Here is a 19,777-nt window from a genome sequence, read left to right on the forward strand (position 1 = left end):
CGGCGTTGACCTCACGCGCGCGGCATGGGAATCCCCACTGCAAGGGAGCAGTGCGGCATGACTGAAGCCACTGGCGCGAGGGGCGGTCCGGCCCTGGTGACCGGCGCGGCGCGGCGAATTGGACTCGCCATCGCCGGGCGTCTGTCACGCGAAGGACGCCCGGTGATATTGCATGCTTCTCCGCGTTCGGCCGAAGAGGCCGAACTCGCCGCCGAGGCCATCAGACATCAGGGCGGTCAGGCCGCCGTCGCCGTCGCCGATCTCGCCGATCCCGACGCGGTCCAGGGGCTTGTTGGCTTCGCCGCGCGCGCCTTCGGTCCGTTGACGCTCCTCGTCAACAACGCCTCGGTTTTCGAAGTGGACGAAGCCGAGGATTTTGCGCTCGAGCGCTACGAACGCCAGATGGCGATCAATCTGCGCGCGCCGCTGCTGCTGGCGCGCGATTTCGCCGCCGCTTTGCCGGCAGGGGCGCAAGGCGCCATCGTCAACATCATCGACCAACGGGTCTGGCGCCTCACCCCGCGCTATTTCAGCTATACGCTCTCGAAATCGGCGCTGTGGACGGCGACGCGCACCATGGCCCAGGCCTATGCGCCGCGCATCCGAGTCAACGCCGTAGGGCCGGGGCCGGTGTTTCCCAATGAGGCGCTCGGCGAACGCGACTTCGAGATCGAGACGCACGGCGTGCCGCTGGGCCATGCGGCGGAGGTCTCGGGCGTTGTCGACGCGGTTCTCTTCCTCGCGAATGCCAAGAGCGTCACCGGGCAGATGATCGCAGTCGACGCCGGCCAGCATCTGGCGTGGCGAACGCCGGACGTCGCGTCGGAATGATTGCGTAAACCCTTCGCAAACCATAATTCGCTAAATCTGCAACAATTGTCATGCCCTGGACCGCGCGCCTTCAGGCGCGCCTTTCGAAAGCACGCCCGAGGCGCGCCTTTTAAAAAGCGCGCCTGAAGGCGCGCGGTCCAAGGTTCACCCATCGCCTCGGGCGCGCATTTGCGCATGGGCATGAAAAAGGCGCCATCGGCGTCCAGGGAGCGTAAATGCGCGTGCTTGGCATCGAAACCACTTGCGACGAGACGGCGGCGGCCGTCGTGTCGGACCGCCTCGGGGCCGAGGGCGGGGATATTCTCTCCAATGAAGTCCTGAGCCAGATCGCCCAGCATGCGGTCTATGGCGGCGTCGTGCCGGAGATCGCCGCGCGCGCCCATATCGACGTTCTCGACCGGCTGATCGTGCGCGCGCTGGCCAACGCCAAAGTCGACTTGTCGGACATCGACGCCATCGCCGCGGCGGCCGGACCGGGGCTGATCGGCGGCGTGCTGATCGGCCTCACCGCCGCCAAGGGACTGGCGCTCGCCACCGGCAAGCCCTTTATCGCGGTGAATCATCTCGAAGCCCATGCGCTCACGGCGCGGCTCACCGACCCGCTCGACTTTCCCTATGTCGCGCTGCTGGTTTCGGGCGGACATACGCAGCTCGTCGCCATTCGCGACGTCGGCGACTATCGCCGTCTCGGGTCGACGATCGACGACGCGGCCGGCGAAGCCTTCGACAAGGTCGCGAAGATGCTGGGCCTGCCATACCCCGGCGGCCCGCAGATCGAAAAGCTCGCGCAGGAGGGCGACGCCCGTCGATTCGATTTCCCGCGGCCGATGCTCGGACGCGGCGGCGCGGATTTCTCGCTTTCCGGTCTCAAGACGGCCGTGCGACAGGAAGTCCTCAAGCTCGGGACGCCGAACGATCAGGACGTGAAGGATATTGCCGCCTCCTTCCAGGCGGCGATTGTCGATGTGATCGTGGATCGCGTGCGCGGCGGCATAAAGCTGTTCACGGAAGGAGAGGGGCGTCCGAGCGGCCTCGTGATTGGCGGCGGCGTCGCCGCCAATGGCGCCATTCGCCGCGCGCTGACGCGGCTTTGCGCCGAGAGCGGCCTGCGTTTCGTCTCGCCTCCGCCGGTTCTGTGCTCCGACAATGGCGCGATCATCGCCTGGGCCGGCCTGGAGCGCTTTAAGCGCGGCTTTCGTGATGATCTGGGCTTCGCGCCGCGGCCGCGTTGGCCGCTCGACGCCGTCGCCAGCGGAGCCCATCACGGCAAGGCCTAAAGCGGTGCGTCGCCCATTCGCTTTGGCGCTCGCCGCCATGTTGGTGGCGCCTGAGCCGCAGGCCGCGGGTCCCTTGTCGCAGGAGTCGCTGTTCGCCGGCGTGCGCGTCTTTTATGGACCCGGCGACGGGTTCGAGAGCATCGACGCCAGGCTCATCAATGGCGCGCGCCATTCGATCGACATGGCCGCTTATGTGCTCACCGACCACGCCCTTGTCGCCGCGCTCGGCCGCGCCGCGATGCGCGGCGTGAAGGTGCGGATCTATCTCGATGGGGAGGAAGCCGGCCGCGGCTCTCCGATCCTGGACGTCGCCGGCGCGCCGAACCTGGAGGTGCGCCGCAAGGCCCGTTCACGCGACCTCATGCATCTGAAATCCTACCAGGTCGACGGCGTCACGCTGCGCTCGGGCTCGGCGAATTTTTCCGTCTCCGGCGAGGTCTATCAGGACAACGACCTGATCCTTATCCAAAGCCCGACCGCGGTGGCCCATTTCCGGGAGGCCTTCGAGCGGTTGTGGGCGAGACCAGATAATCAAAGACAATAGCTGTGAACGGCGCTCAGAATTTATTTTTAGACAATAGGGCTATGTTGACAGTCAAAATTGTTAACGTAGCCAGTCGATCAGGATGATGAATAATATAGTAACAAACGACATAGTGAAATCATTCTCACAATTTCTATCTTCAGCCCTCGAAGCCGGCGACGCCGACTTCGCAGTGTGAAAATAGGAGTGAGAAAATGAAAAAGATTCTTGTCTCGATCGCGTTTGTCGCGATGACGGCTGGGTCGGCTTTTGCGCAAGGCGGCGCCATCACGGTCAATGGCATCTTCACCCCTGGCCCCGTCAGCTTCGGCAGCGTCAGCAACTCCGCCACCCAGAGCCTGACCACGACGGTGACCAACAACTCTCCGGCCTCCGCCGGTAACGCGAGCGCCGCCACGGGAGCCGGCAACAATGGAACGGCGACCGCCCTCTCGGCCGCCTCGACGGTGAACACCCAGACCGTTTCGCCCACCAACTATATCTCGTTCTCGACCAGCCTGGCGCAGCACCTCAACTACTAAGACAAGCGGCCTGGCGCCGAGATTTCGCTAAGGACTGTGGCGGCGCGCAAACGCCGCCGCAGTCCACCCGAGTTTCGAGTGACGACGTTTTCGACTACGCCGCCGTCATTGCGAGCGAAGCGAAGCAATCCAGGGCCATGATGTGGCTCTGGATTGCTTCGTCGCTTCGCTCCTCGCAATGACGGGGAGGTTATATATCAGCAAAAAAGCGCGCGCCGCCGGCTTGGCTCATTTTCCGGTTATTCCAAATCCTCGGGAGCGCAGAGGGGCGATGGATGTGGGGCCGCTCGGTCTCGGCTTGAACTTCTTGCGCTTATGCAAATAGTCTTAAATGGTTAATTGACAGCCTGTTTGGCTAATGCCTGCCATCAGTCACGGTAACCGATAAATATACATCCATACGTGTAAAAAAGTGTGCGCTGATTAATCTTCGCTCAATTCTATTTCAAATCACGAAGCCGGCACACCCGACTTCGCTATGAGTTGAACTAGGAGCGAAACCATGAAAAAGTTTCTTGTCTCGGTCGCGTTCGTCGCTCTGACTGCGGGTTCGGCCTTTGCCGGCGGCGGCTCTATCACGGTCGGGCCCGGCGGGACCTTTGCGCCCGGCGCGGTTTCCTTCGGCGGCGTGTTCAACGCCGCAAGCCAGACCCTCAGCACGTCCGTGAGCAACAATGCCTGGGCGGGGACCGGCGCGGCGACGGCTGCCACTGGCGCCGGCGCCGGTGGAACGGCGACCGCCATTTCGGCCGCTTCGACGGTGAGCACCCAGAATGTTGCGCCCACCAATTATATCCAGTTCTACACCAATCTTCAGCAGAGCCTCAACTACTGAGCAGGCCGCCTGGCGCCGAGACCGCGCGAAGGACTGTGGCGGCGCATTGACGCCGCCGCAGTCTACTTTCTCGTCGGTCTTTCTTGCGTCAGCGCTCACGCAATTGCGCCGCACCCACGGAACACCGATCAGAAAAGGACATGATCATGAGGCAGTTTTTGATGGCCGCCGTCGTCGTGATGACCGCCGGGTCCGCTTCCGCCGAAGGCATTTTCGTGAATGCTTCGCCGAACATAAACATCTTGAACCAGGTCATGGTGACCGTGCCGGTCAATGTCAGTCCCGCGACGGCGGTGGCTGTCTCCGTCTACGGGAACGCCGCAGCCAAAGCGACCACGATCAACTTCCAGGGCGTTTCAGCGGCGAACCAAGGCTGGATCAACACCAACTTCGTCTTCGGCAATTAGCGGCGGGGCGGCCCCCTTCTTCTAGGGGCCGCTGCCCGTTCTGTGGCGCGCGACGTCTACCGGTTCGCTGATCCGACGGTTATAGAGACGCGAGGGATACAGCGGATCGGATGGAATGACGCGCGACACGATTGCAGTTCTCGGCGCCGGGGCCTGGGGCGCGGCGCTCGCCAATGTCGCCGCGCAAGGGCGGCGGCGCGTCGCCTTATGGGCGCATGACCCTGGCCACGCCGAGACGCTCGCGCGCGATCGAGAGAACAGACGGCATCTTCCCGGGCTGCCGCTCGCCCAGGCGGTCGCGCCGACGAGCGATCTCGCCAGCATCGCCGACGCGCGCGTCGTGCTGGCCGTCGTGCCGGCGCAGGCCATGCGGGACGTGGCGCGGGCGGCGCGTCCCTATCTTGCGGATGGCGCCGCCTTCGTCATTTGCGCCAAGGGGATCGAGCGCGACCGCCGGCATTTCATGAGCGAGGTCGTGGCGGAGGAGTTGCCGCAAGCGCGTCCGGCCGTCCTTTCCGGCCCGAGCTTCGCGGCCGATGTCTGCAAGGGCCTGCCGACCGCGGTGACTCTCGCCGCCGCGGATGAGGCGCTGGCGCAGAGGCTTTGCGAAGCGCTCTCGACCAAGACGTTCCGCCTCTATCGCTCGACCGACATTCGCGGCGTCGAGATCGGCGGCGCGGCGAAGAATGTCTTCGCCATAGCGGCCGGCATGGCCGCCGGGCGCCGGCTCGGCGCGAGCGCGCAGGCGGCGCTGATCGCGCGCAGCTTCGCCGAGCTGACCCGGCTCGGTCGTGCGCTGGGCGCGAGAAGCGAGACGCTGATGGGGCTTTCCGGGCTCGGCGATCTGGTGCTGACCTGCGGCTCGGCGCAGTCGCGCAACTTTGCTTTCGGTCAGGCGTTGGGGCAGGGGGCCGCGGTCCAAGACGCTTCCGGCGGCAAGCTCACCGAAGGCGCCTTCACGGCGCGAGTGCTGATCGAGATGGCCCGGAAAGAAGGCGTCGAGATGCCGATCGCCGAGGCGGTCGACGCCATCCTGTCCTTGCGTCTCAGCGTCGACGCGGCGATCGAGGCGCTGCTTATGCGGCCTCTGAAAGCGGAGATCTGAGGGCGCCGGAGATCTGGAAGCCGCCGATCAGATCGGAGAGCCTTCCGGCTTCCATGGCCAAACGACGCATCGTGTCTCGCGTCTCTTCGACCTCCGCGACATTTTCCTGCGTGTTCTTGTCGATCTGTCCGACAGCCACGTTGATTTCCGCCGTGCTCGCGGCGAGGTCGCTCGCGCCATTCGCGATCGCCGCGACGACCGTGTCGATCTTGATCATTTCGGCGAGGATGTTTTCCAGCGCTTGCGCCGTCTGGGCGACAAGCGTCACGCCGCGGTCGACTTCCGTCGAGGAGACAGAAATGAGAGTCTTGATTTGCTTTGCAGCCTCGGCGGAACGCTGGGCGAGCGCGCGCACCTCCGCCGCCACCACGGAAAAGCCTTTGCCCGCCTCGCCCGCGCGCGCCGCTTCGACGCCCGCATTCAAAGCGAGCAAATTCGTTTGGAAGGCGATCTCGTCGATCAGTCCGATGATCTGGCCGATGCTCTGCGACGATTTTTCGATGCGCTCGATGGAGGCGACCGCGTCGCGGACGATCTTGCCGCCCTTCTCGGCTTCGCCGCGCGTCGCGCCGACAATGGCGCTCGCTTTTTCGGCGCCGCTGGCGTTCTGCCGGATGGCGGCGGAATTGCTTTGAAGCGCGCTCGACGCCTCTTCGAGGCTGCAGGCCTGCTGTCCCATCCGCGCCGTCAGATCGTCGGCGGCCTGGGAGATATGATCGACGCTCGCGCCGATGAACGCGACGCAATTCGTCACTTCGGCGATGGCGTCGTCGAGCTGCTGCGCCGTTGCGTTGAGATCGGCCTTCAATTGCCGATAGGTCTCGGGAAGGTCGTCCGTCATCCGATAGCCGAGATCCTTGGCGGAGAGGCGGGAGAGCGCCGCGCCGACGGCGCGCAGGGCGCGCTCGCGTTCGGCGTTGAGGGCCTCGGCTTCCGCATTGTGGCGCGCGGCGGCGGCCTCCTTCATGCGGCGCTCTTTTTCGGCTTCCGCCTCCGCCTCGCGCAAGCGTAGCGCGTTGCTGCGGAAATTATTCAGCGCCTCGGCGATATGCCCAATCTCGTCGCCGCGCCCAAGATAAGGGATGTCCGTATCGAGCGCGCCTTCGCTCACGCGCGTCATCGCGTCGATGATGCGGGCGAGGGGGAGCCGGATTTGCATCCCGATAAACCAGAAAGTTCCAGCAACGGCGAGGGCGATCGCGACGGCGGGAATGACGACGAGGAGCATGGCGTTGCGGCGGTGCGCTTCGTCGATTGCGGCGCGACTTTGCTCGAGCTGCGCGAGAGTCTGTTTGGAGAGGCGGGCCATATCGGCGACGATGGCGTCACGATCCTTGATCGTCGCTTCGTCATTGGCCTGGATCAGCGCGGCCTTGGGGGCGACGTTCAGGCCGAGCTCGATCGTTTCGTTTTGATAGGCCAAAAACTCGTCGACTCGGAGCTCGAGGCGCTTTCGCTCCTTTTGCGGAAAGCGATCGTCCGGCAGGCGCGAGAACCAGTCGGAGGCCTGTTTCGTCTCGGCCAATGCTTGACGCAGCGTCGCGAGGCCCTTCCGGATCTCTCCATGATCGTCGCGCGCAAAAAGCGAGGTGGCGACGACGGCGACATGTTCGATCGATTGCGCGAGATGGCGCGATTGCAGCGCGAGCTCCCAGGTTTTCTCCATCTGCGCTTCCTGCCGCCTCTGCAGGGACGCCTGCCAATAGGCAAAAGCGGATAAGCCAATGGAGAGCAGCGCAAGGGCGCCAATCACGACGCCGAGTTTCTGTCCTAAACCAAAGCGCATGAAAGCCCCCAGTTGGGTAATGCGGTCGAAATATTTCGTTGCGTCGAGAGCGCTCGAAGAGAGTTCCTGAACGCGTTGGATCGAGCTTGTTTGTTGCGTCAGCGCTCCGAAACCGGCAGGGCCGTATCGGAGGCGATCGCCGTCATCGGCGGGAGGCGCTGGAGCAACGCGGGGCGGAAGCGACGTCATGCCGCCGATGTCTGAAAGTCCGGCCCGGGAACGCCGTAACACTTGATCGTGACAGTTTAATTGCGGGTTAGCGCAGGGCTCAATCTAGGTTAACAATCCCTTCGCAGCCCCGTCATGCCCGCGCTTGTCGCGGGCATCCACGCCAGGACATTACGACACTCGGGGAGAAGAAGCGGCGTTGCTCCCGCTCATGTTCTTAAGCTTTTCTGCGTCGGCGCGGCGTGGATGGCCGCGACAAGCGCGGCCATGACGCTGGAACACAGTCTGCTCGTAAGCCCAATTTCGGAGCCCTTCGGGTCAGCGTCGTGGCCCGGCGCAGCGCCGATAAGTCGATTTTACGGCTTTCCTTTCGGCAGATTGCCGTGCGCATCGAGGACGGCGCGGATTTTGCGCGCGAGCTGCGCCAGAGTGAAGGGCTTGGTCAGCAGATTGACGTCGGGGTCCAGCATGCCGTCCCGCGCGATCGCGTGCTGGGAATAGCCGGTGATGAACATCACATGCAAAGCGTGACGGCGGAACACCGCCTCGCGCGCGAGCCGGGCGCCGTCCATCTCCGGCATGACGACATCGGTGATCATCAGGGCAATATCGGCGCGGGCGCGCAGGATATTGATCGCCGCCTTGCCGCTTTCCGCCTCGAGCACCGTATAGCCGAGCTCCCGCACCCCTTGCGCCGTGGCGCGCCTGGCTGATTCGTCGTCCTCGACGATGAGCACGATCTCCTCCGGCCTGCCGCGCGGGAATTCCTCCTCCGTCGGCGGCGGTTGCGTGGCGGCTTCTTCAGCTTCGCGGGCTTCGATATAGCGGGGAAGATAGAGCTTGAGGCAGGTTCCCCGATCGACCTCCGAATAGATTTGGATATGCCCGCCGGACTGGGTCGCGAATCCATGCGCCTGCGACAGACCCAGACCGGTGCCTTTGCCGATGGGTTTCGTCGTGAAGAAGGGATCGAACGCTTTGGCGGCGACATCCGGCGGCATGCCGACGCCGGTGTCGGAGATGGCGATCAGGACATATTGGCCGGGTCTGAGCTGCGGACGCTCGTCGGCGTAAAGTTCGTCGAGCGTCGTGTTCGCTGTCTCGATGGTGAGCTGGCCGCCGGTCGGCATGGCGTCACGGGCGTTGACCGCCAGGTTGAGGATGGCGCTTTCGAGCTCATTGGCGTCGACTTTCGTCGGCCAGAGATTTGGGGCAAGCACAGTCGCCAGATGAATATGCGCCCCCAATGTCCGATGCAGAATCGCCGACATGCCGTTGACGAGCGCGTTGACGTCGAGCGGCTGTGGATCGAGCGGCTGGATGCGGGAGAAAGCCAGCAGGCGGCGAACCAGCCCCGCAGCGCGATCGGCGCCGTCCATGGCCGAGTCGATCAGCGGATCGAGCCCCCCTTCGTTGCGACGCAGCTTGCGCCGCAAAATATTGAGGCTGGAGACGATGACCCCGAGCATGTTGTTGAAGTCGTGCGCAATGCCCCCGGCGAGATGGCCGAGAGCCTCGAGCTTCTGCGATTGGCGTAACTGCGCCTCGAGCGATCCGCGCTTGGTGGATTCCGAGATGAGCTCATTATAGGCGTGCTTCAGGGTTTCGCTCGATTTACGAAGCGCGTTCAGTTGCTTTTCAGCCAGAAGAACCGCAAAGACGGCGACGCCGGCGATGAGCACGATCAACGATCCGATCGCCGTTTGCAGCGTGTCCGTCGCTTGCGCCATCTGCTCGTCTCTTCGGCGATGAATCGCATCCTCCTGCGCGATCATTTCCGCGACCAGCGCGTCGATCCGATCGGTCAGCGCTTTGCCTTCGCCCGTCCGCACAATTTCCGCCGCCTCGTCGAAGCGGCCGGCTCTCATGAGGTCGATCTTGCGCTGAAGCTGGTCGAGGCGCTCCGTGAGCAGCGGGCGGAGCTGCGCGAGCCGATCGCTCTGCCCCTCATCATCCGCGACCAGCGCGCCGATTTCCGCGAGCCCCTTCTCGAGCTGCGCGGAAATATCCTCTTTTGGCCGGAGATAGGCGGGGTCGCGGGTGATGATGTAGCCGCGTTCCTCGCTCTCGGCGCGGCGGATGGCGCCGTCGAGCCGGTATAGCGCGCTCTCGACCATGAGCGTGTGGCGCACCCATGCGCCGCTTTCGCGGCGCTGCTGTTCCGTCCGCGCGGTGACGAAGCCCGCGAAGGCCAGAATCGCAAAGGCGACAATCAGGCTGATTGTCTCGACAGAGAGGAACTTTCGCGCCACGGCCATGCGAGTCCATTACGCGACCGATCAGGCGATTTTATGCGACCTTGGGCGCATAACCAGCGTGGCTGATCGCGGACGCTTCAATAAGGAAGCGCCCGCGCCGCCTGATCGCCGCCGGACTCTTACGCTTTCGGAACCTCGCGCACCGCGCCGCGCGCCGCGCTGGTCGTCATGGCGGCGTAGGCGCGCAACGCCGTAGAGATTTTGCGGGGGCGCGGGGTAGCGGGCGCAAAGCCCTTGCCGGCTTGAACCGCGCGGCGGGCGGAAAGTTCCGTCTCGCTTACGGCCAGGGTGATTTTTCTGTTCGGGATGTCGATCTCGATCGGATCGCCGTCCTGCACCAGCGCGATCATCCCGCCTTCGGCCGCCTCCGGCGACACATGGCCGATGGAAAGGCCCGAGGTGCCGCCCGAGAAGCGCCCGTCGGTGATGAGCGCGCAGGCTTTGCCGAGCCCCTTCGATTTCAGATAGCTCGTCGGATAGAGCATCTCCTGCATGCCGGGGCCGCCGCGCGGACCCTCGTAGCGGATGACGACCACGTCGCCGGCCGTCACCTCGCCCGTCAGAATGCCGGAGACCGCTGCGTCCTGGCTCTCGAAGACGCGCGCCGGGCCGGAGAATTTCAGAATCGACTCGTCGACCCCCGCCGTCTTCACGATGCAGCCGTCCTGCGCGAGATTGCCGAACAGCACGGCAAGGCCGCCGTCCTTCGAGAAGGCGTGAGCGGCGTCGCGGATCGCGCCTTTTTCGCGGTCGCTGTCGAGCCCGTCATAGCGGCGCTCCTGGCTGAAAGCCTCTTGCGTCGGCACGCCGCCGGGCGCGGCGCTGAAGAGGGTCTTCGCCGTATTGCTCGTCGTCACGCCGATGTCCCATTGGGAGACGGCGTCCGCCAATGTGGCGCTGTGGACGGTCGGCCGATCGCCATGCAGCAGGCCGGCGCGCAACAGCTCGCCCAGAATGGCGATCACGCCGCCGGCGCGATGCACGTCCTCCATATGCACGTCGGCCACGGAGGGCGCGACCTTGCACAGCACCGGCACGCGGCGCGACATGCGGTCGATGTCGGTCATGGTGAAATCGACCTCGGCCTCGTGCGCGGCGGCGAGGAGGTGCAACACGGTATTGGTCGAGCCGCCCATGGCGATGTCGAGCGCAATGGCGTTCTCGAAAGCGTCGAAAGTCGCGATCGAGCGGGGCAGCACGCTTTCGTCGTTCTGCTCGTAATAGCGGCGCGCGAGATCGACGATCAGATGGCCGGCCTCGACGAAGAGACGCTTGCGGTCGGCGTGGGTGGCGACGAGCGTGCCATTGCCGGGCAGCGAGAGACCCAGGGCTTCGGTAAGGCAGTTCATGCTGTTCGCCGTGAACATGCCGGAGCAGGAGCCGCAGGTCGGGCAGGCCGAGCGTTCGATCGCCGTCACGTCGCTTTCGGCGACCTTATCGTCCGCGCCAGCGATAATGGCGTCGACGAGGTCGAGCGCATGTTCCTTGCCCGCGAGCACGACCTTGCCGGCCTCCATCGGGCCGCCGGAGACGAACACCGCCGGGATATTGAGCCGCAGCGCCGCCATCAGCATGCCGGGCGTGATCTTGTCGCAATTGGAAATGCAGACCATGGCGTCGGCGCAATGGGCGTTGACCATATACTCCACGCTGTCGGCGATGATCTCGCGCGAGGGCAGGGAGTAGAGCATGCCGTCGTGACCCATGGCGATGCCGTCATCGACCGCGATCGTGTTGAACTCTTTTGCGATGCCGCCCGCCTTCTCGATCTCGCGCGCGACGAGCTGGCCCAAATCCTTCAGATGCACATGGCCGGGAACGAACTGGGTGAAGCTGTTGACGACGGCGATGATCGGCTTGCCGAAATCCTCGTCCTTCACGCCCGTCGCGCGCCAGAGGCCGCGCGCGCCCGCCATGTTGCGGCCGTGGGTGGTGGTGCTGGAACGATAGGGAGGCATGGGCGAAGTTTCCTGTCATCAACCGGGTTGGAGAGGCGATAGCCCAGCCGGCGCGCCCCCGCAAGGACCGCGAGCCTTCCGGGACGGCGCGCCTTCAGGCGCGCCCGAAACATGCGCGCCTGAAGGCGCGCGGTCCGGGGGGCCACCGTCTACATATGTGGTGAGAGCAAAAGGCGCTATGATCCCATCATGGCCGCTCGATCCGCCGGGACTGTCATTCGCGCTCGAGGAGCTTTACGGCGCGGCCTAGCGCAGGCGCTCTTAAAAAACGCAAGCCCGAAAGCGCGGCGCTTTCGGGCTTTGAGAAAATCCCAAAGGTCACTCTGGCGGTCAGGCGGCCTGGCGGGCGGCGGCGTGGGGGTTCAACTCGTTCAGGCAGGCGACGATGGCGTTGATGGAGGAAAAGCTCTGGCGACGCAGCATGGCCACCGGGAATTCGACGTCGAAGGCCTCCTCGATCGCGAGCATGGTGCGGATGGCCGCGAAGGGAGTCAGGCCCGCTTCATAAAGATCCGCATTGTCGGACAGGGTCTCGATAGGCGTGTGCAGGCGGCCGTTTTCTTGCAGCAGACGGCGGATGGTCTCGATCATCGTTCCAACTCCAAAAGCGCGCGCTCGAGGCAAATGCGCGGGGCTCGCGGCTGTCGCTCGAAGTGATGCTGCGATCGTCTCAGGCAATCGTGAACATCGAGGAAAGAAATGGGGCGCCGAGCCTGAACCGAATATGAATTGGTGGAAAATTTGACCGGATTCGCAATATGGTAAGATTAAAGAATGGTAATCGTGTCCGCCGCGATATTGGCGCCGCGCGCGGCGCTGCTTTATGGTTGGGGCGATGAGAAGGCTTGTCGCGCTCCTGACGATTCTGACCGGCCTCGCGGCGGGCGCCGCCCGCGCGCAGCAGGACGAGCCGCCGAGCGTCGGGACCGACGAGAACGGGGGGACCTTTCTGTTCATCCCCGGCGTCGGCAAAATCCCCTTGCCGCCGGGCTCGCGCGGATTTGGCCCAAGCGATCCAACTGATCCTCTCGGGGGGCTCGCGCCGAGGGCGCCCGACCGCAAGCTCGCCAAGCCTCGGCCCGAACCGCCGAAATCGCCAGAAGAGCGGCGCGCCGAGGAGATGAGCCGCCTGTTCGGCCGTCTCGCCGCGGCCGAGGACGACCGCGAGGCGCAAGCCGTTTCGGCCGCCATTCTCGCCCGCTGGTCGCGATCGGGCTCGGATACGATCGATCTCCTCGCCGCCCGGGCGCTCGCCGCAGAGGTCGCCGGCGCGCCGGGGCTCTCGAAAGCCTTGCTCGATTATATCGTCGCTTTGGCTCCTGGCTGGCCCGAGGGCTTCGTGCGCCGGGCGCGCGTCATGGCGTCCGAGGGCGACGCGGCGGCGGCGCTAGCCGATCTGGAAACGGCGGCGCGCCTCGAGCCAAAGCGCTTCGACGCGCTGGAGGCGCTCGGCTCGCTGGCGGAAAAGACCGGCGACAAGAAACGCGCGCTCTCCGCCTATCGTAAGGCGCTCGATATTGCGCCGCGCAACGACGCGCTTCGAAAAAACGAGGAGCGGCTGCGGCTGGAGGTCGAAGGGCGCGATATTTAAGGACGGCGGGCGGCATAGGGAAACCCGACGTTCTCTCGATCGCTTTCCAGAGAGGGGTATTGCCGGTGACAGACGCGAAACAACTCCCGCCCGACGTCTTGGCGCAGCTTTTTACCGCCGCCCGCACGCATAATGGCTGGCTCGACAGGGAGGTGCCAGACTCTCTCCTGGAGCTCGCGGTCGATTACGCCAAATGGGGACCGACAAGCGCCAATTGCTCCCCCATGCGGGTCGTCTTCGTGCGCTCGCCGGAGGCCAAGGCCCGGCTCGCGCCCGCCCTGTCGCCCGGCAATCACGACAAGACCATGGCGGCGCCCGCGACGGCGATCGTGGGCTACGACCTCGATTTTCCCGACCATCTGCCGTTCCTCTACCCTGCGGCGGATGCGCGCGCCTGGTTCGCCGGCAATGACGCGCTGATCCGGGACACCGCCTTTCGCAACGGTTCGCTGCAGGGCGCCTATCTGATCCTCGCTTTACGGGCGGTCGGTTTGGACACGGGCCCGATGAGCGGCTTCGACAACGCCAAGGTCGACGCCGAATTTTTTTCAGGCACCAAGATAAAGTCGAATTTTCTGATCAATGTCGGCTACGGCGATACGGCCAAGCTCTACCCGCGCGGGCCGCGTTTCGCTTTTGAAGACATGGCCCAAATTCTTTGAGGTTTGCATGACGCTCCGAATCATTCCCGCGCGCTACCTGCCGCACGTCCAGGGGCTGCTGCGCATCGTGACCGCCTTGCTGTTCTTGCAGCACGGAACCGCCAAGCTCTTCGGCTTCCCGCATGTCGCCATGTTCGACAAGGTGACGCTGCTGTCGCTGCTCGGCGCCGCTGGCGTCATCGAGCTTGTCGGCGGCTTCCTGCTGCTGATCGGCTTGTTCACGCGGCCGGCCGCCTTCATCCTCGCCGGCGAGATGGCGGTGGCCTATTTCGGCTTCCATGCTTTCGAGGCGTTCTGGCCGATCCTGAACAAGGGGGAGCTTGCGGCGCTCTACTGCTTCGTGTTCCTGTTCTTCTCGGTCGCCGGGCCGGGCAAGTTCGCGCTCGACAAGGAGTAGACCGTGCCGCGCTCATGGCTGTTGATAGAGATTGTGCTTGGCGGCCAAGGCCATGCCAAATCTATTGACAAGAGAGGCGCGCGACCTATTCCCTTGCTGACATGACCGAGACAGCCGTCACGACCAAGCGACGCTCTCATGCGTGGGCGTTGCCCAACCTGCTGACTTACGGACGGTGTCTCGCCGTGCCCGTGGTGGCCGGGCTGCTGCTCGCCTCGAGCGAGAACTGGACCCGCTGGGCGGCGCTCGGCGTCTATACGGCCGCCGGCGTGACCGATTTTTTCGACGGCTATCTCGCGCGCGCTTGGCAGCAGCAATCGCCGATCGGCCGCATGCTCGACCCGATCGCCGATAAGCTCCTGGTCGCCGCGACGCTTCTCGTGGTCGTCGCCAATCAGACGCTGGTCGGATGGACGATCTGGGCGGCGATCATCATCCTGTGCCGCGAGATCCTCGTCTCGGGCCTGCGCGAATATCTCGCCGAGCTGAAAGTGCGGCTGCCGGTGTCGACCATCGCCAAATGGAAGACAGCGTTCCAGCTTGTGGCGCTCGGTTTCTTCATCGTCGGCCCGTCGGGGGAAGCCGTTCTGCCCGGCTCGCTCAAAATCGGCGAGACGCTTCTTTGGGTCGCCGCTGTTCTGACGCTCTATACGGGCGCCGATTACCTACAGGCGGCGATCGGCCATTTCGGGGAAGACGAGGGGCCATGAAGGCGGTCTATTTCGCTTGGGTCCGCGAGCGGATCGGCGTTTCGGAAGAAGAGATCGCGCCGCCGCGCGAGGTGGAGACGGTGCGCCAGCTCGTCGAATGGCTCGCGGCGCGGGGCGAGGGCTACGCCGCCGCTTTCGCCAATCCCAAGACGATTCGGACCGCCATCGACAAGACCCACGCCGCCCCCGACGCGCCGATCGCAAGCGCGCGCGAGATTGCTTTTTTCCCCCCGATGACCGGCGGCTGAGCGTGGCGCAGATCACGCCCACCATTCGCGTCCAGGCGGAAGACTTTGACGCCGCCCATGAGGAGGCCTTGCTGACGGAAGGCCGCCGCGATGTCGGCGCCGTCGTCGCCTTCACGGGCCTGTGCCGGGACGAGGATGGAACGCTCGACGCTTTGGAGCTCGAGCATTATCCCGGCATGGCGGAGGAGGAAATCGGGCGCGTCGCGGGGGAGGCGCTGTTGCGCTGGCCGCTCGTCGGCCTGACGATCATCCACCGCCACGGCGTCATTCGCCCCGGCGAGCGGATCGTGCTGGTGATCGCCGCCGCGCGCCATCGCGGCGAGGCCTTTGCGGCGGCTGAATTCCTGATGGACTACCTCAAGACCCGCGCGCCCTTCTGGAAGAAGGAGCGCCGGGTCGACGGCGCCGAAGAGGGCTGGGTCGCCGCCAAAAGCGAAGACGACGCTGCGGCGGCGCGCTGGGCGCGATAGCTTTCCCCAGCTTACGGTCGGTCACAAACCGTTCAAAGGCTGAAAATTCTCCCGCAGACGCCAATATCTTATTTGAAAAATCCTACAGTTAGCGCTGGCTCCGATGCGATTTTCGATCTGGGCGCGCGCCTTACTGCCCCGCTTGCTTGCCCCGCTGATCCATATCACTTCTCGGCGCATGAGCAGGGTCGTTGGCGACGTCGAAAATCATGATGAGTCATCCCAGAGCGTCGAGTCCACGACTGTGGAGAGCTGGCGCCAGTGGGAAAATTTCGCGCGGGCGCAGGAGCTGGGCCAGATCGGCTGGTGGCGCATGGACACCACTCGAAACATCCTCACCTGGTCGGCCGAGAACTACCGCATTTTTGGCCAGCCCGTCGGCGCGCCCCAGACATATGAAACCTTCCTGGCGGCGGTCCATCCTGACGACCGCGCCTATGTCCATGAGAAATGGATCGCCGCGCTACGCGGCGAACCTTACGACCTCGAGCATCGAGTCCTGGTCGACGGCCAGGAGAAATGGGTGCGCGAAAAGGCCTGTCTGGAATTCGACGCGGCGGGGGCGTTGCTCGGCGGTTTTGGCGTCACGCAGGACATTACCGACCGGAAACACGCTGAAATTGCGCTGCAGTGGACCGTGCGTCGCAACGAGCTGCTGACGCGGATCGCGGCGCGGCTGCTGCAGTCGAGCGACGTGCAGGGCGCCGTGGAGGAACTCTGCGCCGACGTCATGCAGTTTCTCGATTGCCAGGCCTTCTTCAATTACCTCGTCGACGAAGAGTCCGGCCGCCTGCATCTCAATGCTTGCGCCGGCATACCCGAGGATCGGGCGCGCGAAATCGAATGGCTCGATTACGGCGTCGCCATATGCGGCGCCGTCGCCCGCGACCGCGAGCGGATCGTGGCCGAGAATGTGTGCGCCAGCGCGGACCCGCGAACGGGGCTCATCGCCTCCTGCGGGATCAAAGCTTACTGCTGCCATCCGCTGATGGCGCAGGGCCGGCTGATGGGCACTTTGTCGTTCGGGGCCAAGACGCGGCTCGCCTTCAACGACGACGAGATCGAGGTCATGCAGGCGGTGAGCCAGCTCGTCTCCATGGCGATGGCGCGGCTGAGGATGGAGCAGGCGCTGCTAGAAGCCGACCGCCGCAAGGACGAGTTCCTGGCAACGCTGGCGCATGAGCTTCGCAATCCTTTGGCGCCGATCCGAACCGGCCTCCTCGTTCTCAAGCGAACCGGCGCGCAGGGGCCCAACGCCGTTCGCGTTCAGGAGATGATGGAGCGGCAGGTCGATCACATCGTCCGCCTCGTGGACGATCTGCTGGAGGTGTCGCGCATCCGCAGCGGCAAGATCGAACTCAAGCGGGAGCGGCTCGATCTGCGCGATCTCATGGATCAGGCCATCGAGGCCAGTCAGCAATTCCTCGACGCTAATGGCGTCTCGCTGACCGTCGTGCGGCCCGAGGAGCCGCTCATGATCGACGGCGATCCGGTGCGGCTCGTGCAGGTCATCGCCAATCTTCTCAGCAACGCCGCCAAATACACGCCGTCGGGCGGCCATGCGGAGATCGCGGCCCGGCGCGTCGGGAGCCAGGCGGAATTGACAGTCGCCGACAATGGCGTCGGCATACCGACGGACATGCTCCCGCATGTCTTCGACCTTTTCGCTCAGGTCGATCGGACATTGGGGCGCGCCCAGGGCGGTCTCGGCATCGGCCTCGCCCTTGTGCGCAAGCTGTTGCGCCTGCATGGCGGGCAGGTCGAGGCGCGCAGCGACGGACCCGGCAAGGGGAGCGTCTTCCTGGTGCGTCTGCCGCTCGCGTCAGCCTTTGCGCAGGGGGGGCCGCAACGCGAGGGAGGCCGATCCGTCCGCCGCGTCCTCATCATCGAGGACGATGACGACGTGGTCCATGGCTTGTCCATGCTGCTGCGCGCCCAGGGCGCGAATGTTCAGACGGCTTATGACGGAAAAAGAGGCGTCGAGGCGGTTCAGAGCTTCCATCCCCAGGTCGTTTTCATCGATCTTGGTTTGGAGGGGATGGACGGTTACGAGGCGGCGCGCCGCATCCGCGCCCTGCCGGAAGGCAGGGACGCAATAATCGTCGCCCTCACGCGCTGGGGCGGCGAGACCGCGCGGGAGCATGTGAAAAAGGCCGGCTTCGATCTGCATATCGCCAAGCCGGCTTCCATGGGCGACATCGAACGTGTTCTGGATTTCCGACGCTAGAGCAACTGCGCAGGCGCGATCGCCGACACCAGCCAGGCGTGCAAAGCGCCCATGGCCACCGTCAGGAACAGCGCCACCAGCGTGAAGACGTCGAGATTGTCCTTGGGCACCCGCATCATGCGCGTCAGGCCCAGCGAAAAGACGTAGATCCCGTAGAGACCCAGCACGTCGAGGAAGCGTAGCCCCGGCACGAGGCCGAACGCCGAGGCGAGCCAGGCCGGCGTATAGGAATAGGCGGCGAGCGCCAGCGCCCGCCGATCGTCGCTGCGGCCGTCGAAATAGGGCGCCGCCATGGAGATGACGAAGGCGGTCAGGAAGAGCGCGGGCAGGCTCAATGCATATTGCATGACCGCGCGCAGCAGCCCTGCCGCAAAAGTCGGGTGCAGCCCACGCGCGCCAAACAGCCACGACCCCAAAAAGCTCGCGAAGGGCGGTATGGCCGCAAGGACGCCGATATACCGCAGATAAAGGTCGCGGACGGATGTGTCTTCCGCCTCGATCCGCTCCCACTCCTGCCGGGGCGTCAAAATGAGGCCTTTGACCCGGGAGATCATATCCTGCATGGCGTCGTCTTTCCGGCCGGCTTCGGCGCTTCCCTTGGACCGGCTTGGCCGGCGCTTGTGGCTTGCTCATGACTTGCTTACATGCGAGGGAATGCGCAGGCCAGCATCGACCGCTGACGAAGCCCCAAATAACGTCTAACGCGACAGGCTGCATGAAAAAACTGGCAGAGTATTTCTGGCCCGTCATCGGGCTCGCCGCCGTCATCGGCTCATTTTACCTGCTCTACCACGAGTTCCAGGGCGAATCCGTCGGCACAGAGGTTTGGGCTTATCTTACGGCCATTCCCGCGTCGGATTACTTCTTCGCGGCGCTGTCGACCTTGCTCGCCTATGCGGCGCTCGCCTGGTACGATCGGATCGCGCTCTTGCATCTGGGCGTGACGCATATTTCGTGGATTTTCATCTCCGTTTGTTCCTTCACCACTTATGCGCTGTCCCACAATATCGGCGCGAGCGTCTTCTCCGGCGCCATGGTGCGCTACCGCGCCTATTCGTCGAAAGGGCTGACGGCGACGCAGGTCGCGACGCTGGTGGTGCTCTGCTCCTACACCTTCGCCTTCGGCAATGTGCTGCTCGGGGGGCTTCTGCTCACCTACGACCCCACGATGATGCAGCGTCTCGCGGGCTTCCTGCCAGACGTCTTCACCCATCCGCACACGGCGCGCACGGTGGGGCTGCTATGTTTGGGCTTCGTCGCGGTCTACATCATCGGCTCGCTGATGCATTTCAGACCGTTCCGGTTCGGCAAGTTCGAGATCACCTATCCGCGTCCGGCCGTGATGGTCCAACAGCTCTTCGCGGCGCCGGCGGAGCTCATCGGCGCGGCGGGCATCATCTATTTCGCGCTGCCGGAGCAGGGGAATCCGGGCTATATCGTCGTCCTCGCCGCCTTCCTCCTGTCTTTCTCGGCGGCGCTCGTCTCCCATGCGCCGGGCGGACTCGGCGTCTTCGAGCTGGTCTTCATCAATCTGATGCCGGATGTGCCGCGCCTGCAGGTTCTGGCGGCGCTGCTGGTGTGGCGGCTCTTCTACCTCATCGTCCCGCTGCTCGCGGCGCTCGTCGTCGTCGGGCTGTTCGAGCGCAAGAAGCTCGTGGAAAAGCTGCGGGGCGAGCCCCGCGCGGCGGAGGGACCGCCGCAGGTCTGAGGCGGTTTGACGCCATTCCGTTTGAACAGCTCGCGTTGGGGCTTGTCATTCCCGGCGGGCTGAAAGCCCGACCG

Annotated in this window: 20 protein-coding genes; 15 read left to right on the forward strand and 5 right to left on the reverse strand. The window is 64.6% G+C overall.

The window, feature by feature from the left end; translation table 11 throughout:
- Positions 1–57 precede the first annotated feature (57 nt).
- The 7 genes from QNA11_RS04260 to QNA11_RS04290 all read left to right on the forward strand — a co-directional run bounded on the left by QNA11_RS04260 (position 58) and on the right by QNA11_RS04290 (position 5,520).
- Positions 58–831 (forward strand): SDR family oxidoreductase, encoded by a 774-nt coding sequence (locus tag QNA11_RS04260; RefSeq protein WP_283482076.1) that lies wholly within the window; start codon positions 58–60, stop codon positions 829–831.
- Positions 832–1,046: 215 nt separating this feature from the next.
- A complete protein-coding gene (gene tsaD, locus QNA11_RS04265; RefSeq protein ID WP_283482077.1) occupies positions 1,047–2,108 on the forward strand; it encodes a tRNA (adenosine(37)-N6)-threonylcarbamoyltransferase complex transferase subunit TsaD in 1,062 nt (353 codons plus the stop codon).
- A gap of 4 nt (positions 2,109–2,112) precedes the next feature.
- Complete coding sequence (locus QNA11_RS04270) at positions 2,113–2,652, forward strand: phospholipase D-like domain-containing protein (protein ID WP_283482078.1); 540 nt, start codon at positions 2,113–2,115, stop codon at positions 2,650–2,652.
- A gap of 194 nt (positions 2,653–2,846) precedes the next feature.
- Positions 2,847–3,173 (forward strand): hypothetical protein, encoded by a 327-nt coding sequence (locus QNA11_RS04275; protein ID WP_202071850.1) that lies wholly within the window; start codon positions 2,847–2,849, stop codon positions 3,171–3,173.
- Positions 3,174–3,675: 502 nt separating this feature from the next.
- Positions 3,676–4,008 carry a hypothetical protein gene (locus QNA11_RS04280; protein ID WP_202071849.1) on the forward strand — a complete coding sequence of 111 codons (333 nt, stop codon included), beginning with the start codon at positions 3,676–3,678 and terminating at the stop codon, positions 4,006–4,008.
- A 146-nt stretch (positions 4,009–4,154) separates the two neighbouring features.
- The gene (locus QNA11_RS04285) at positions 4,155–4,415 is read left to right on the forward strand and encodes a hypothetical protein (protein WP_202071848.1); all 261 of its coding nucleotides are present in this window, start codon (positions 4,155–4,157) and stop codon (positions 4,413–4,415) included.
- 115 nt (positions 4,416–4,530) lie between these two features.
- Positions 4,531–5,520 carry an NAD(P)H-dependent glycerol-3-phosphate dehydrogenase gene (locus QNA11_RS04290; protein ID WP_283482079.1) on the forward strand — a complete coding sequence of 330 codons (990 nt, stop codon included), beginning with the start codon at positions 4,531–4,533 and terminating at the stop codon, positions 5,518–5,520.
- Here QNA11_RS04290 and QNA11_RS04295 read toward each other — a convergent pair.
- The 4 genes from QNA11_RS04295 to QNA11_RS04310 form a co-directional block, all read right to left on the reverse strand.
- Positions 5,492–7,306, reverse strand: a complete 1,815-nt coding sequence (locus QNA11_RS04295; RefSeq protein ID WP_283482080.1) for a methyl-accepting chemotaxis protein — start codon at positions 7,304–7,306, stop codon at positions 5,492–5,494. The two genes, QNA11_RS04290 and QNA11_RS04295, sit on opposite strands and share 29 nt — an antisense overlap.
- A gap of 524 nt (positions 7,307–7,830) precedes the next feature.
- Positions 7,831–9,732: a CHASE3 domain-containing protein gene (locus tag QNA11_RS04300; protein ID WP_283482081.1), complete on the reverse strand. Its 1,902-nt coding sequence runs from the start codon at positions 9,730–9,732 to the stop codon at positions 7,831–7,833.
- 119 nt (positions 9,733–9,851) lie between these two features.
- Entirely contained in the window at positions 9,852–11,690 is a 1,839-nt protein-coding gene (gene ilvD, locus QNA11_RS04305) for a dihydroxy-acid dehydratase (RefSeq protein WP_283482082.1), read from the reverse strand.
- 330 nt (positions 11,691–12,020) lie between these two features.
- Positions 12,021–12,281, reverse strand: coding sequence for an acyl carrier protein (locus tag QNA11_RS04310; protein WP_202072031.1), 261 nt, complete (start codon positions 12,279–12,281; stop codon positions 12,021–12,023).
- 244 nt (positions 12,282–12,525) lie between these two features.
- On the opposite strand from QNA11_RS04310, the gene QNA11_RS04315 reads away from it, so the two are divergent.
- From QNA11_RS04315 to QNA11_RS04345, 7 genes are all read left to right on the forward strand, one after another.
- Entirely contained in the window at positions 12,526–13,281 is a 756-nt protein-coding gene (locus QNA11_RS04315; protein WP_283482083.1) for a tetratricopeptide repeat protein, read from the forward strand.
- 65 nt (positions 13,282–13,346) lie between these two features.
- Complete coding sequence (locus QNA11_RS04320) at positions 13,347–13,943, forward strand: malonic semialdehyde reductase (RefSeq protein ID WP_283482084.1); 597 nt, start codon at positions 13,347–13,349, stop codon at positions 13,941–13,943.
- A 7-nt stretch (positions 13,944–13,950) separates the two neighbouring features.
- Entirely contained in the window at positions 13,951–14,340 is a 390-nt protein-coding gene (locus tag QNA11_RS04325) for a DoxX family protein (protein ID WP_283482085.1), read from the forward strand.
- A gap of 101 nt (positions 14,341–14,441) precedes the next feature.
- The gene (gene pgsA / locus QNA11_RS04330) at positions 14,442–15,050 is read left to right on the forward strand and encodes a CDP-diacylglycerol--glycerol-3-phosphate 3-phosphatidyltransferase (RefSeq protein WP_283482086.1); all 609 of its coding nucleotides are present in this window, start codon (positions 14,442–14,444) and stop codon (positions 15,048–15,050) included.
- Positions 15,047–15,298, forward strand: a complete 252-nt coding sequence (gene moaD, locus QNA11_RS04335) for a molybdopterin converting factor subunit 1 (RefSeq protein ID WP_202071839.1) — start codon at positions 15,047–15,049, stop codon at positions 15,296–15,298. The genes pgsA and moaD overlap by 4 nt, the downstream gene beginning before the upstream one ends.
- Positions 15,299–15,309: 11 nt before the next feature.
- Positions 15,310–15,768: a molybdenum cofactor biosynthesis protein MoaE gene (locus tag QNA11_RS04340; protein ID WP_502867554.1), complete on the forward strand. Its 459-nt coding sequence runs from the start codon at positions 15,310–15,312 to the stop codon at positions 15,766–15,768.
- Between the two features lie 178 nt (positions 15,769–15,946).
- Positions 15,947–17,995 (forward strand): hybrid sensor histidine kinase/response regulator, encoded by a 2,049-nt coding sequence (locus QNA11_RS04345; protein WP_283482088.1) that lies wholly within the window; start codon positions 15,947–15,949, stop codon positions 17,993–17,995.
- Here QNA11_RS04345 and QNA11_RS04350 read toward each other — a convergent pair.
- Positions 17,992–18,558: a Yip1 family protein gene (locus QNA11_RS04350; protein ID WP_283482089.1), complete on the reverse strand. Its 567-nt coding sequence runs from the start codon at positions 18,556–18,558 to the stop codon at positions 17,992–17,994. The genes QNA11_RS04345 and QNA11_RS04350 overlap by 4 nt on opposite strands.
- A 152-nt stretch (positions 18,559–18,710) precedes the next feature.
- Between QNA11_RS04350 and QNA11_RS04355 the strand changes: the two genes are divergently transcribed.
- Entirely contained in the window at positions 18,711–19,703 is a 993-nt protein-coding gene (locus tag QNA11_RS04355) for a putative bifunctional lysylphosphatidylglycerol flippase/synthetase (protein ID WP_283482090.1), read from the forward strand.
- Positions 19,704–19,777: the final 74 nt, after the last annotated feature.

The sequence above is a fragment of the Methylocystis sp. JR02 genome (assembly GCF_030063565.1).
Taxonomy (GTDB): Bacteria; Pseudomonadota; Alphaproteobacteria; order Rhizobiales; family Beijerinckiaceae; genus Methylocystis; species Methylocystis iwaonis.

Excerpts from the sequence above, each read along its gene's own strand:
- QNA11_RS04260 (WP_283482076.1), top strand. The coding sequence starts at position 58 with ATGACTGAAGCCACTGGCGCGAGGGGCGGTCCGGCCCTGGTGACCGGC.
- tsaD (WP_283482077.1), top strand. The coding sequence starts at position 1,047 with ATGCGCGTGCTTGGCATCGAAACCACTTGCGACGAGACGGCGGCGGCC.
- QNA11_RS04275 (WP_202071850.1), top strand. The coding sequence starts at position 2,847 with ATGAAAAAGATTCTTGTCTCGATCGCGTTTGTCGCGATGACGGCTGGG.
- QNA11_RS04280 (WP_202071849.1), top strand. The coding sequence starts at position 3,676 with ATGAAAAAGTTTCTTGTCTCGGTCGCGTTCGTCGCTCTGACTGCGGGT.
- QNA11_RS04285 (WP_202071848.1), top strand. The coding sequence starts at position 4,155 with ATGAGGCAGTTTTTGATGGCCGCCGTCGTCGTGATGACCGCCGGGTCC.
- QNA11_RS04290 (WP_283482079.1), top strand. The coding sequence starts at position 4,531 with ATGACGCGCGACACGATTGCAGTTCTCGGCGCCGGGGCCTGGGGCGCG.
- QNA11_RS04295 (WP_283482080.1), bottom strand. The coding sequence starts at position 7,306 with ATGCGCTTTGGTTTAGGACAGAAACTCGGCGTCGTGATTGGCGCCCTT.
- QNA11_RS04300 (WP_283482081.1), bottom strand. The coding sequence starts at position 9,732 with ATGGCCGTGGCGCGAAAGTTCCTCTCTGTCGAGACAATCAGCCTGATT.
- ilvD (WP_283482082.1), bottom strand. The coding sequence starts at position 11,690 with ATGCCTCCCTATCGTTCCAGCACCACCACCCACGGCCGCAACATGGCG.
- QNA11_RS04310 (WP_202072031.1), bottom strand. The coding sequence starts at position 12,281 with ATGATCGAGACCATCCGCCGTCTGCTGCAAGAAAACGGCCGCCTGCAC.
- QNA11_RS04315 (WP_283482083.1), top strand. The coding sequence starts at position 12,526 with ATGAGAAGGCTTGTCGCGCTCCTGACGATTCTGACCGGCCTCGCGGCG.
- QNA11_RS04325 (WP_283482085.1), top strand. The coding sequence starts at position 13,951 with ATGACGCTCCGAATCATTCCCGCGCGCTACCTGCCGCACGTCCAGGGG.
- pgsA (WP_283482086.1), top strand. The coding sequence starts at position 14,442 with ATGACCGAGACAGCCGTCACGACCAAGCGACGCTCTCATGCGTGGGCG.
- moaD (WP_202071839.1), top strand. The coding sequence starts at position 15,047 with ATGAAGGCGGTCTATTTCGCTTGGGTCCGCGAGCGGATCGGCGTTTCG.
- QNA11_RS04345 (WP_283482088.1), top strand. The coding sequence starts at position 15,947 with ATGAGCAGGGTCGTTGGCGACGTCGAAAATCATGATGAGTCATCCCAG.
- QNA11_RS04350 (WP_283482089.1), bottom strand. The coding sequence starts at position 18,558 with ATGCAGGATATGATCTCCCGGGTCAAAGGCCTCATTTTGACGCCCCGG.
- QNA11_RS04355 (WP_283482090.1), top strand. The coding sequence starts at position 18,711 with ATGAAAAAACTGGCAGAGTATTTCTGGCCCGTCATCGGGCTCGCCGCC.